The 12,809-nt window shown below is 33.1% G+C and carries 7 protein-coding genes; 2 read left to right on the forward strand and 5 right to left on the reverse strand.

Annotated features, from left to right (window positions below):
- Positions 1-6 precede the first annotated feature (6 nt).
- The gene (locus tag OQ292_RS12285) at positions 7-1,302 is read right to left on the reverse strand and encodes an APC family permease (RefSeq protein WP_284682425.1); all 1,296 of its coding nucleotides are present in this window, start codon (positions 1,300-1,302) and stop codon (positions 7-9) included.
- A 254-nt stretch (positions 1,303-1,556) separates the two neighbouring features.
- On the opposite strand from OQ292_RS12285, the gene OQ292_RS12290 reads away from it, so the two are divergent.
- Both OQ292_RS12290 and OQ292_RS12295 read left to right on the forward strand, forming a co-directional pair.
- Complete coding sequence (locus OQ292_RS12290; protein WP_284682426.1) at positions 1,557-2,579, forward strand: FAD:protein FMN transferase; 1,023 nt, start codon at positions 1,557-1,559, stop codon at positions 2,577-2,579.
- Positions 2,580-2,798: 219 nt separating this feature from the next.
- Complete coding sequence (locus tag OQ292_RS12295; protein ID WP_284682427.1) at positions 2,799-3,515, forward strand: murein L,D-transpeptidase catalytic domain family protein; 717 nt, start codon at positions 2,799-2,801, stop codon at positions 3,513-3,515.
- 88 nt (positions 3,516-3,603) lie between these two features.
- On the opposite strand, the gene OQ292_RS12300 is transcribed toward OQ292_RS12295, so the two are convergent.
- From OQ292_RS12300 to OQ292_RS12315, 4 genes are all read right to left on the reverse strand, one after another.
- Positions 3,604-5,832 (reverse strand): OmpA family protein, encoded by a 2,229-nt coding sequence (locus OQ292_RS12300; protein WP_284682428.1) that lies wholly within the window; start codon positions 5,830-5,832, stop codon positions 3,604-3,606.
- Between the two features lie 113 nt (positions 5,833-5,945).
- On the reverse strand, positions 5,946-6,893 hold the full coding sequence (locus OQ292_RS12305; RefSeq protein WP_284682429.1) for a PorP/SprF family type IX secretion system membrane protein: 948 nt from the start codon (positions 6,891-6,893) through the stop codon (positions 5,946-5,948).
- Positions 6,894-6,951: 58 nt separating this feature from the next.
- Positions 6,952-11,979 carry a tandem-95 repeat protein gene (locus tag OQ292_RS12310; protein ID WP_284682430.1) on the reverse strand — a complete coding sequence of 1,676 codons (5,028 nt, stop codon included), beginning with the start codon at positions 11,977-11,979 and terminating at the stop codon, positions 6,952-6,954.
- Positions 11,980-12,385: 406 nt separating this feature from the next.
- Positions 12,386-12,766, reverse strand: a complete 381-nt coding sequence (locus OQ292_RS12315; protein WP_284682431.1) for a hypothetical protein — start codon at positions 12,764-12,766, stop codon at positions 12,386-12,388.
- Between the last annotated feature and the right edge of the window lie 43 nt (positions 12,767-12,809).

Genomic DNA, 12,809 nt, shown 5'->3' on the forward strand with positions numbered 1-12,809 from the left:
GTAATACTAATCGCTTTTTTTATTTCTAATTATCAGAAAATAAATAATAAAGCCTGCAAAAACTGTTGCCAAACCTACTAGAGATTCTGTAAGTTTATCTCTTAATATAAATATGAGTGTCCATCCAACAAGTATTAAAAATATTAGTGGAGTAATAGGATAACCAGGAACTTTAAAAGGTCTTGCCAAAGCTGGTTTTTTAATTCGAAGTACAAATACACCTGCTACTGTTAAAAATGTATTTAGGCTTAAGGTAAATCCAGCAAAAGTTAAAGCTTGATCAAAAGATGAAGAGAATATAAACAATAAGGTTAATACAGATTGGAAGATGATGGCATTTCTAGGAATATCATTTTTTGTCTTAGAGAGGAAACTAAAGAATGATATATCTTCTCCCATTACCTGCATTACTCTAGGGCCTGCAAATACCATTGCACTCACAGTAGAAATTAATAATAGTGAAATGGTAATGCCCATTAATTTACCACCTGTCTCTCCAAAAACTTGAATAGCCGAGATATAACCTATTTCAATTTGACCTTCTAAGCTACTCATAGAGGCTGTGTAAAGAAATATAAAATTGAGTAATACATATAGAACCATTACCAATAAAGTGCCCTGAAAAAGCGCTAGCGGTACATTTTTCTTTGGATTTTCCATCTCACTGGTAATATATGCAGCGGCATTCCAACCTGTGTAAGCATAAGAAACATAAATGAGCGATATCGCAAATGCAGGGGATAATAATATTTCAAAGTCTCCGGGTTGAGGTAGTATTGTTATAGATTGAGGGATTTCTATAAAAAAACCTGCGCCAATAAATAAAAAAATCAAGATCACTTTTACAGTAGTAAACAAATTTTGGAATTTGCTTCCAAAATTTTTGTTACTAGCATGAAGTATTGTTAACCCGATAACAACGATAGCAGCAAGATAAGTGGCATTAAGTTGTGGTAGCACACTTTCTGCATATTTACCTAGTGCCATTGCAGCTAGTGCTGTTGGAGCTGCAAAACCAACAGTGGCAGAAACCCAACCTGAAACAAAACCAATTGATGGATGATAAATTTCTCTTAAAAAGTTATATTCTCCTCCAGAGCGAGGTAGACTGGCTGCTAATTCGCCATAAGTTAATGCTCCACAAAGTGCAGTTATACCACCTACTACCCATAATATCAAAAGCGGAAAAACAGATTTAATATCAATTACCTGATACCCCAAACTTGTAAAAACACCTGTACCTATCATGTTGGCTACAACTATGGAAGTAGCTGTATACAAACTTATTTTTTTTGACTTCATAAAATCCTTAAAAGAGAAATGAAATTTGTTCGACTTTAAACTAAGTAAAAGTTATATGCTATTTGGTTGAGGTAGAAGTAAATAGTAAAATTAAGTAAAAATGTATATTTACTTGACTGATTTGGAGTGTATAGGCTGTAAATAAACAAATTTTATTTTGTGATTTACACAGCTTTTCAAAATCGGACTTATTAATTGTAGTGTGCAATATTAGAATTATTAATTTGCTTGCTTAAAACTAATAAATAAAACATATGAGAGTAATAAACTCTAAAACCTTAGCCGCCATACTTGTTTCTTTTATTTTTATTAATTTCTGTAAAAGTCAGCCTACTGATTTTTTAAGATTACAGTTTGAAAAACCACTTATGGGTACAGTTTTCAAATTTGTATGCTATGCAAAAGATTCATTGGATGCACAAAACGCTGCTAATGCAGCATTTGATAGGGTAGAGGAGTTAAATAATATTTTGAGTGATTATCATCCAGAAAGTGAATTAAATCAGCTTTGTAATAATATAATTCCTGGAAAATATTACAAGGTTTCAGATGACTTATGGTATATGATATGTCGCTCTGTTGAAGTGTCAAAAAAGACAAAAGGATTGTTCGATGCTACTGCCGGAAGTTGTATAAGAGTATGGAGAAGAGCTCGACGAAGAAAAGAATTACCCGATAATATAGCTATAAATAATTGTAAGGATGAATCAGGTTATAAGAAATTAAAACTTGATAGAGCTAATAAGACAGTGGCATTTCAATCCTCCGAGATGAGGCTAGATTTTGGTGGAATAGCAAAAGGCTATGCAGCAGACGAAGCTTTCAAAATTTTTAAGAAACACGGTTTTCAATCTGTTTTGATAGATGCTGGTGGAGATTTGTATTGTGGTGAAGCTCCACCTAATACAAAAGGTTGGCAGATAATAATTAATACTGGTTTAGAAGATGAAAATAAAGAGGTGATAATAGAGAATGCGTCTATTGCTACCTCAGGTGATATGTATCAATTTTTTGAGTTGGGAGGCATTAAATACTCTCATATTATAAATCCAATTGAAGGGAAGCCTATAACAAAGCGTGTAGCAAGTACAGTGATTGCTCCTAGTGCCGAGAAGGCTGATTATCTTGCATCAGTACTAAATGTTACTGGAATTGAAAAAAAAGCTCATAAAATAATGAGAAAATATAAAGATTCTTACGCAATAATTTCTCAGCAAAATCAAGATAAGGTAGAAGTAATAAAAATCGGTTCCTTTCCATTCCATATGGAAAAATAGAAGGTTATTCGTTTGTGGAATAATCACAAATCGTATTTTGAGTTAAGCATTGATTTTATAAATATGTTTATTTGAAGAAAATATATAAGATAAAAGTTAACATAAATGATTAAATAATACATGTTAATAGATTTTATCGAGCAATGTGAGTATTATTTTTGATATAATTTTTTTACTTTCGGAGTTTTGTTAATCATTGTTAATAAGAGGATTTATCTGATGAGTCAAAAAATTAAGCTGTTTATCTACTTTTTTATTATTTCATTCTGTTCTTTCCAATTAGTTGCAGCCAAAGGTCTTCCTACCAAAAGAGCTATTATTAGTACTACTTACGAGCTAATTAAGAAGCAAAACTTTACAGTTTTACCAAGTCCTGATGTTTTTGAAAAAGCAATGACTGGTTTCTTAAAAATGAAAGAAGATGGGTTAGTAAGTGCTAAAAAAGAGATTTTAAGTATTATCGATTTTAGTATTAGCTCAACAAAAGAAAGACTCTGGGTTATTGATTTAAAAACTGGTAAAGTTCTATATCATACACTAGTGGCACATGGAAGAAATACCGGTGTTGAGTATGCTACAAAGTTCTCGAATATACCAAGTTCATTTCAGAGTAGTCTTGGCTTTTATACTACAGGAAACACTTATATAGGTAAACATGGTCTTTCTCTTTATTTAAACGGACAGGAAAAAGGGATTAATGATAATGCTAAAGAAAGAGCTATTGTGATTCATGGGGCTGAATATGTGAGCGAAGACTTTGTAAAACAATATGGAAGATTAGGTAGAAGTCTTGGATGTCCTGCATTACCAATGAATCTTCATAAAGACATTATAAAAACAATTGCCAGCAATACCTGCCTTTTTATTTATTATCCTTCTCAAAATTATATAACAAAATCTAAATTTTTGATGGAAATAAATATGAGTTATAATTGAACCACTGGTGATTAATTAATATAAAGATTTAATAAAAAAGGCGAATAGAATCATTTTCTATTCGCCTTTTTTATGTGATTTATAATTTTTACCATCCATTACTTGGAGGTGGAGCAGTTTCTTCTTCAGTAGATACTACAGTGAATTTTACTTCAACTCTACGATTAATTTTATGTTCTGCTTCATCACAGTCTTTTTCTTCAATACAATTGTTTAAAAGGTATTGATCTCCTAATCCAGCTGTGTTAATTCTTAATGCATTAACTCCTTTTTTAATTAGGTGATATCTGATATAAGAAGCTCTGTCTTCTGTAATTTGTCTATTGTTAGATGCTGAACCAATGCCATCAGAATGTACTCTTATCTCAACTAACATTTTAGGATTTGCCTTTAAATACATTGCCAGTCCGTCTAGTTCATCTTCGGTTTCTGGAGCAATATCACCTTTATTAGCATTGTAAGTTGTATTTTCTAATAATAATGGCACATTTGGAGTGACTTTTTTCATGCTAAAATCATGAATGAATTTTACTTTTCCTTCTTCAAAAGTATCAATATCTGTTTTTTGTGTAAAGTATCCTGGAACATCAATTCTTAAGGTATATAAGTTCTCTGGCTCTAATTTGAATATGTAGCTTCCGTCTGACAAAGTTTGAATTATATATTCTTTTAAAGCTTTTGAATCATACAGTGTAACAAAAGCTCCACTTACGGTAGAACCAGTACTTTTATCATATACATAACCCTTACTAATAATATCTTCTTTAGAAATGTTAAAGTTATGGTCTTTACTTATGATTTTATCAAAAGAACCAAATGTAGAAACTTTAGGGCCAGATTTAGTTATGTAACCATCTTTCATTATAGTAACTATGTATGACCCATCAATATCTAATTGAGCGCGATATTTACCTTCTGAGTCTGTTACATTTCCGATTATTTTACCTGTATTTTTTTCAGCAAAAATTACGTAAGCATTTTCTATGGCTTTACCAGAACTTTGATCAGAAATTTGGCCATTTGTATAAATGTTTTTAGTGAAGCTATAAATATCTGAGCCTCCTTCGCCATGGTCTCTGGTAGAACTAAAATAACCTTTGTAACCCCTTTCATCAAAAGTGATAGCAAAATCATTTTTGTTACTATTAATAGGGAAGCCAAGGTTAACTACCTTTTGTTGTTCTGCTGATAAGTTAATTTCATAAATATCTAACCCTCCTAAACCACCGTGGCCATTTGATGTAAAATACAGCTTGTTATCATTCGTAATAAATGGAAATGATTCAGATTCAGCAGTATTTATAATTGCTCCCATGTTTTCAGGAATAGACCATTTGCCATTTTCATCTAATGTTGACTTATAAATATCTGTTTCTCCGAATCCACCTGGCATATCAGACGCAAAATATAAAACTGTACCTTGTTCATTAAGCGTTGGATGCATTACATTGAAATTGTTGTTTTTGCCATTAAAAGCAAAAGCATTTCTATCAATCCACTCATCTTTATCAACAGCCTGCTGCACGAAATACATACTAAATTTATCTACACTCATTCCAGATTTTGAAGACCTTGTGTAAACCAAACTTTTTTCATTGTTATAGAATGCAATAGGCCCTTTGTGATAACCTGAATTTAATTCTGGATAAAATAATTTAGGACTGGCATGGGTGCCGTCTTCAAGAATTTCACTAAAATATAACTCTCTGTAATATACACTGTCTGGGTTGTAGATTCCGTCTTCAATGTAAGGTGGTCTTCTGTCTGAGACGAAAACTACTCCGTTCCTGTAAATGCGAGGAGCGAAATCTTCTTTATAAGAGTTTAATCTAAGTACAGAGACTTCGTATTTAGATGAGTCTTGAAAGTGTATAGAAATGTTTTCAATACTTTCTAATTTAGTTAACACTCTTTGATCATCTGGTTTCTTTTCTTTGTACACTTCGAACCATTCTCTTGCTTCGCTATACTTTCCGTTTTGTTCTAGTATCAGTCCAAAATAATATTTATATATAGGGTTCTGACTATCTATAAAATTAGAGTTATCCATAAAGTGCCTGTACATGTACTCAGCATCTTCTGGCTGATTTAATAAACGATAGCACTCTGCAAGTTTCAATTGAATTTCATTGTCATCTTCGTCTTTTTCTAAAGCTTCAAGATATATTTCGGCAGCAACGCCGTAAGATCCCCTATCGAAATATTTATCTGCCTTTTTAACTAAAGATTTAACAGGGTTGATAACTTGAGCATTCACACCAAAACTCAATGTGAGTAGTAAAAGCGTACAATAGATGAAATTTTTTAGACTCTTCATGATTGTTTTGTGTTAGCAATGGATCTAAAAATAGGTATAGGGGTTAGTGATCATGCTGTTTTTGGAATTTACTTAATAAAAATAATTACAAATTAAGATAATCATAATTAGTTTTAGAAAAAACCTGGCGATGGAGCTGAATCTCCACCACTAAATATTCTAAATCTGTAGTTTAGCATAATCTCGTGCGACCCTGAGCTTACCTGATTAATTTCACTGTTTATAGGGAAATCGTAAGAATATCCGAATTGCAATTGGTTAGTTAATTGAATTTGACTTAAAAAGTTTATAGAATTCAAATGTCTGTAAGATGCGCCCAACCAAAATGTTTCATTTATAACTAAAGTTGTATTTAAGTCTATCTCAACACCTTGCCCTTCTTTGTATCTGGTAAGTAAAGAAGGTTTAAGTTTTAGGTCGTTGTTTAAGTCGAAGATGTATCCTGCTGAGAAAATGTAGTGTCTTATTTCTTCTATCGATACTACTTGATTTTCGCCTTCGCCATTGTTATAAATACCTAGGTTAGGGATTGAAAAGCCAAGTACAAGATTATCGCTACTATAATATAGACCTGCACCAAATGTAGGCATAAAGCTAGAAATTTCTCCTGTAGGAAAATTTGGGTCATCTGGGTTAAACAGATAGTAATTAGCATTAAGTTTTGCATTGATCACACCTGCTTGTAAACCCATAGAAAGAATTCCATCGCTTAATGGAATTCTGTAGGCATATGCCATTTGAAATCCCATTTCTTGTTTCTCTCCTAAACTCTCATTAAAAGCCATTGCACCAATCGCGATTCTTGTTCTGTTTATAGGCATGTGGCCAGATAAAGAATAGGAGTAAGGAGCCCCCTCGTTGTAGCCAGCCCATTGAGATCTATAAAGTGCAGTAAGGCTTAATGCTTCGTGAGAACCAGCATATGCAGGGTTAATGGATAGGCCATTAAACATATACTGAGTCTGAAGAATTTGTTGTTGTGCAGATACTTTTAAATAACCTGAGGTTATCAAGAATACCAGTGCAATTAATGTTTTTAGTTTATTAAATTTAATAACCATCAGTAAAGAATTATCTTATTTAATTATTTGTCAATAGAGAGTTAAATAGAAAATGCATTTATCTAATAAATACACTTCCTTTTTTAGGTTCAATGCTACCTTCACCAAAGTTGATTACATAGTAATAAACTCCTGTTGGCAATTGTCGACTCCCTAGTGTAATACCAGTATTAGAATCACCTTTCCAGACTTTATCATCATTATTATAGCCATTGGCTTCAAATACCATGGTTCCATTAGCACTATAAATTTGTACTGTATTGTTTGGATAGTATTCAATACCCTCTATAAACCATTCATCATTTTTTCCATCGGGATTACCAGGAGAGATTCCATTGTATATTTTTAGTTCTGATGAAGGTAAAATGGTAATGTTTACTCTAATTGTATCGCAAGCAGCATCTCCAACTACACCATCACAAATTGTAAATTCAAACCAATCTTCACCTGAGAGTACGTCGTCATAAGTATCATAAACAAAACACAAACTATCGCCATTAAATGAGAAAGTGCTATTATCAATTTCACCACTGGCATTCGCATTTCTTTCTATTATTTCGCCAAGTTCAATTTCATCCTGATCTTCATCAATAACTGAGAAACAAATATCTAATGGTACATCTTTAGTTGTCGTTAAATTTAATTCATCTAGAGCTTGTCCATCTTCACCGATAATGATAGGAGCATTATTAACTAGACCTACAGATAGTGTAAATGTAGTAGTTTTGATATTTGAACCTGGGCCTTCACCATCGTCTTCAAGTGTTAAAGTGATGATAGCAGTGCCCCTTGCATCTGGTACTATCTCATAGCATAGTGTAGCAGTTCCATCAACAGGTTTAAAGTCACTAATTACTGGATCAGGAATAATATCAGGTCTGCTACTTGAGGCAGAAATTGTAACATTTTGATCAAGCTCGGGGTCTCCATCAGTAATACCATTTAAAGTGATACAACCACCTTCTGAGTTTTTCAGGATATCTTCTTTATTAGCAGGAGTGTTAATTGTTGGAGGATCATTCCATGGAATTACGTCTATATAAATATCCATTGTGGTAGTATTTATACCTCCATTGTCAGTACCTCCATTATCCATTACAGTGATTGTAATTGTATCTTGACCGTTTATATCAGGATCTAAAGTGAAAACTAAATCACCATTAGTATCACCATCTCTATACTCCACTCTTAATTCGTCAAAAAACGTTTCTTGATTTTTTGAGCTTGCTGTTACAGATACCACACTTTGCAGTTCAGTTTCTGTGTCTCCATCTGTAATTCCAGATAATGCTTGAGTGTAAGTATCAGCTCCTTCAATTATTGAGATACTATTTGTTGAGTTGATTTTAGAAATGGTTGGAGCATCATTTATAGGTGTGATATAAACCCTAAAAGTCATTGTAGTCTCCTCAGGATCATCTGCATCATCAGTTATAGTAACTGTAATTGTTGTAGAAACTCCATTGGCATTAGCTACTGGATTTAGAATTAATTGAGCAGTAGATGCGCCAGCAGTGTAATTCACTTCAGGATCACCAATAATTTCTGGTCTGCTACTAGTTGCTTCGATGGTCAGGCCTTGTACTTCATCAGCATCACCATCTGTAATTCCTGTTAATTCAATAATTAACTCTTCAGTGTCTTCAAGAATAGTGGTATCAGCAATGGCATCAACTGTAGGAGGGTCGTTTACACTAACTACAGTAATAACAAATTCATCTGAATAAGTATCAACTCCACTATTATCAGTTCCTCCATCGTCTTTTACAGTTACTGTAATAGTTGTAGAGCCTGTTTTGCCTTCGTTTACTTTATATATTAAGGTACCTCTAGTATCCCCTTGGCTATAACTAATTGTTGGATTAGGAATTAAAGCAGTATTACTACTAGTTGCGGTAATGGTTATTTCTTGGCTACCATCATCACCATCACGTATGTTTTGTAAACTTACTGGGGCAGGTGCATCTCCTTCTTGTAGAGTAATATCTGAGATAAATGCTAAGGTAGGTGCTGTATTTTTACCAATTACAGTTACAGTAAATGTTGTTGTTTTAAAATTAATCCCTCCGTTTGCAGTACCACCATCATCTTGCACTGTTACAGTAATAACTGCTGTGCCACTTGCAAACTGTATTGTTTCTAATTCAATTTGCCCACTTTCCTGATTGGTAGAGTAAAATACATTAATATCACTATCGCGAATTAAGGCTTGGTTTGAGCTTACTGCAGTTACAGAAACTACATTTTGGTCATCTTCAAAAGGACCAGCATCTACACCACCAAAATTAATTAGTAAGGTTTGTCCTGCATCGTCTGATACTTCTACATCTGATATTGTAGAAATGGTAGGCGCATCATTTATTGGTGTTACAGTAATAGTCACGTTAAATGTGTTACTATTAGCACTACCATCATTAATTATTACTGGGACTGTAAGTGTACCAAAGAAATTCTCTATAGGAGTTATAGTATTTCCTTCACGGGTATAACCAGTTCCATTTGATGCACTAAGAGTAAAATCATCAACTGTATTGTCTACATCAGTAACAATTAAATCATTGATTTTTACCTCTCTTGAGTCGTCTTCATCAATTTCAATATCGTATTGTCCAGTTATTATAGGAGGATCATTTACAGAAAGAACTTTGATATCAATCTGATATACTGAACTTGTATTTCCTTCACTATCTTTAATTGTTACAGGAACTTCGAGGTATCCGTTAAAATTAGCAATAGGGCTTATAAGGTTGCCATTTACAGTGTAATTACCATTTTCAAACGCAGTAATTGTGGCTATAGAAACATTATCTGAGTTACCGTCATAAGTAAACTGAATGTTATCTATTAATAAGGTAATAGATTCATCTTCTGACACACTAAGAGAATCTTGACCAGTTATTACAGGAGCATCTGTATTTGAATTAACTTCTACAATAAAAGATTTGGTGGTTGTATTGTTTGTAGAACCATCATCAGTAATAGTTACATAAATAGCAGCGGAACCACTTTCATTAGGCGCTGTTTGGATGTCTAGAGTAAATCCACTAGTAGGGTTATTTACATCATAATTATGACTTAAATTGGCATTAGGTACTAACGTAGTATTAGAACTGGTAATTGATACGCTTGTAATAGTTTGGTTTTGGTCGTTATTCGTATTACCTGTATATACTTGAATGTCAGAGATTGGTACAGTTATACTGCCTCCTTGCTCTATGGTTATAATATTTGGTACTGTAAAATCTGGTGCTGTATTGTTAGGAGTAACAATTAAAGTAAATGGGTTTTGTGAAACCGTTTCTTCTCCATCTGAAACCGAAATAGTAAACGTATATATTCCATCATCTCCATCTTCTGGAGTGCCATCAATTATTCCGGTACTGGGATCAAAGCTTAACCAATAGGAAGGGGGTAATTCTGGATCAATTGAGTATTCTAAGACATCACCTGGATCAGCATCTTCAGCTTCTGCCTCAAAAGTGAAGTTTTCCCCTTCAGTTAATGGTGGATAACTGTTAAGTGGTTGGTTAGTGAAGGAAGGAGCATCGTTAATTGGAGTAACCTCGACGATTACACTATATTCTTCAGGTTCAATTACAGCTCCATCATCTAAAGTAATCTTTATTGTTACTGCTGTTTCTAAAGTGAAATTATTCTCATTTGGAGTAAAAGTGATACTTCTTAAATAAGTCTGTATTAATTCAGGTGAACCAGAAAATGGACTAGGAACATTATTTAATGTTCCGCTACCACTGGGTGATATACTTGTAGTTACACTAATTGATGCATTTCTATCTGGGTCGGTAACTTCTACACTACTAAATATATCTACATCTTCTTCATTGTCATTTATAGCAATTGGATCTGTTGCTAATCCACTAAGCACAGGAGCATCATTTACTGGAGTTACAGTAACTGTTGTTTGACTGTTTGAAACACCTGTGTTAGTGATTAAATAAAATGTTGTTTCTCTTGTCTCGCCAACTGCAATGTCATTAAGTTCAGGTGTAAAAACTATTGCTTTTAAATTTGTTTCTATAGTACTAGCCTCAGCTGTCATAGAATAAAAGCCACCATTACCAGAAAATCCACCAAGTGAGGAAACTGCCCCATGGTCGTCATTAAAATAAAGGTTTACAGTAATAGCTACTGGATCAGGGTCTATGATATTGATGTTTGCAAAAGGTGTAGCGGTTTGAGTATCATTTATACTACTTGCAGCACTGCCACTATAAGTAATTAGAGTGGCATCATTTACTGAAGTAGAAATAACAGATATTGAATTATAACTTGCTGACCCTTCATTGTCATCTTCCACTGTTACTTCAAAGGTTGTTTCTTGTGTATTTCCGGGAGCAACTCTATTTTCCGCAGGGTCAAATTCAAGGTTTTGGAGAGTAGTATTAACTTGAGTCAAACTTCCATTAAAAGTATATCGACTTGTTGTTGAACCACCTAAGCTCCCATTATTAACATTGTAATCGATAGCAACAGTGAAAGTTTCATTAGCATCAACATCGTCAATTGTTAAGCCTGCAAAAGGAGTTTCTGTACTATTATCATTAATTGTAAATGTATTGCTTCCTGAGTTAGTAATGGTAGGGTCATCATTTACTGAGGTTGAATTTACAGTAATCGTTTCTGTTGATTCTGCACCATCTTCTATTACTTTAATTGTAAGTATAGTAGAAGTGGAGGTACCAACAGCTACAAGATTTTGTGTTGGAGTAAAAACAATATTGTCTAGAAAATCTGTTATTTCAGTTGCTGAACTACCTAAAGCGCTAAAGTCAGTACTGCCATCTGCTGCAATTTCATTTTCATTTAATGTGAGCGTTCCATAAGTTTCATCACTATATGAAATCTCAAGTGTAATAATATTTGTACTTTCGGATGTGATAGTTATACCAGCAAATGGACTTACAGGAGTATCGTCATTAGTAGCGATGGTTGAATTACCACTTATGCCAATAGTTGCATTCGGTTTGTTGCCAGTTGGATTCGTATTATTACCTGCCTGAGTTAAAAGTGAGTAGCCCAGTAAAAGTAAAATACTTAAGATCTTTTTGTAAGTCTTTAGTCTCATTGAGTAATGTATTTAGTAAATGTTACTCTTTAATAAATGGTTTGGCTTTTAGTAAGTAATATTTGGAAGATTTTTTAACTTTTTGATCTGGCTATTAGATTCAAAAAAGTTATAAAGGTTTAACTGTACCTACCTTTGCCAAAAATAAATAAATATGATGTAAGAAATGTGGATGATTTATTAACGTTATCCAAATATCTGTTAAAGAACTGTTTCTGTTTTAGATTTCAGAAGCATGCAAATATAAGATAACTGCGCTTTTTGAGGTAAGAAAATTCTTTGAAACGATACTATTTTAGGGGGGAATTCATAGGAAAAGCAGATAAACGTGGATTTATTCGAATTTAAATCCACATTTATTTTTAATTAAAACAGTCTTTCGATGATGTAAGAATCTAGGTAGAAATTAACTTGCTGTTGTAGGTTGTTTTGCCTCAGCCTCTTTGTTTTCAATCACTTTTTCTAATTTCGTGATTCTATTCTTAAGTATTCTTAGCTTATCTCTTTTGGGTTTAAAAGTGTTAGATACAACACTTTGCTTTTGTATGGCAGCAAAATCTTCGATAGCAGTAATGTAGTTTTCCAGTCTTTTTATAGAGTTACTGGTAACTATTATGTCTTGATGCAGATCTTTTAAAGAGTTGTTTTTGCCTACTTCTAAGTTTTTGCTTACCTCGTTTAATTTGCTGAATATAAAATCATAATCTTTTTTTAGAAGATTGTTCTGGTAAATCAGAAATGCCATATAACCAGCAAATGGAATTATTATTACCAAAAAGTATAACATAGAGTTAGTGGAATTTTTTTGCAAAAAAAATAAAAAAAATTGA

The sequence above is a fragment of the Chondrinema litorale genome, from assembly GCF_026250525.1.
GTDB lineage: Bacteria > Bacteroidota > Bacteroidia > Cytophagales > Flammeovirgaceae > Chondrinema > Chondrinema litorale.

Bases quoted from the DNA above. Each gene is read 5' to 3' on its own strand.
- OQ292_RS12310 (WP_284682430.1), bottom strand. From the start codon at position 11,979: ATGAGACTAAAGACTTACAAAAAGATCTTAAGTATTTTACTTTTACTG.
- OQ292_RS12290 (WP_284682426.1), top strand. From the start codon at position 1,557: ATGAGAGTAATAAACTCTAAAACCTTAGCCGCCATACTTGTTTCTTTT.
- OQ292_RS12300 (WP_284682428.1), bottom strand. From the start codon at position 5,832: ATGAAGAGTCTAAAAAATTTCATCTATTGTACGCTTTTACTACTCACA.
- OQ292_RS12285 (WP_284682425.1), bottom strand. From the start codon at position 1,302: ATGAAGTCAAAAAAAATAAGTTTGTATACAGCTACTTCCATAGTTGTA.
- OQ292_RS12315 (WP_284682431.1), bottom strand. From the start codon at position 12,766: ATGTTATACTTTTTGGTAATAATAATTCCATTTGCTGGTTATATGGCA.
- OQ292_RS12305 (WP_284682429.1), bottom strand. From the start codon at position 6,893: ATGGTTATTAAATTTAATAAACTAAAAACATTAATTGCACTGGTATTC.
- OQ292_RS12295 (WP_284682427.1), top strand. From the start codon at position 2,799: ATGAGTCAAAAAATTAAGCTGTTTATCTACTTTTTTATTATTTCATTC.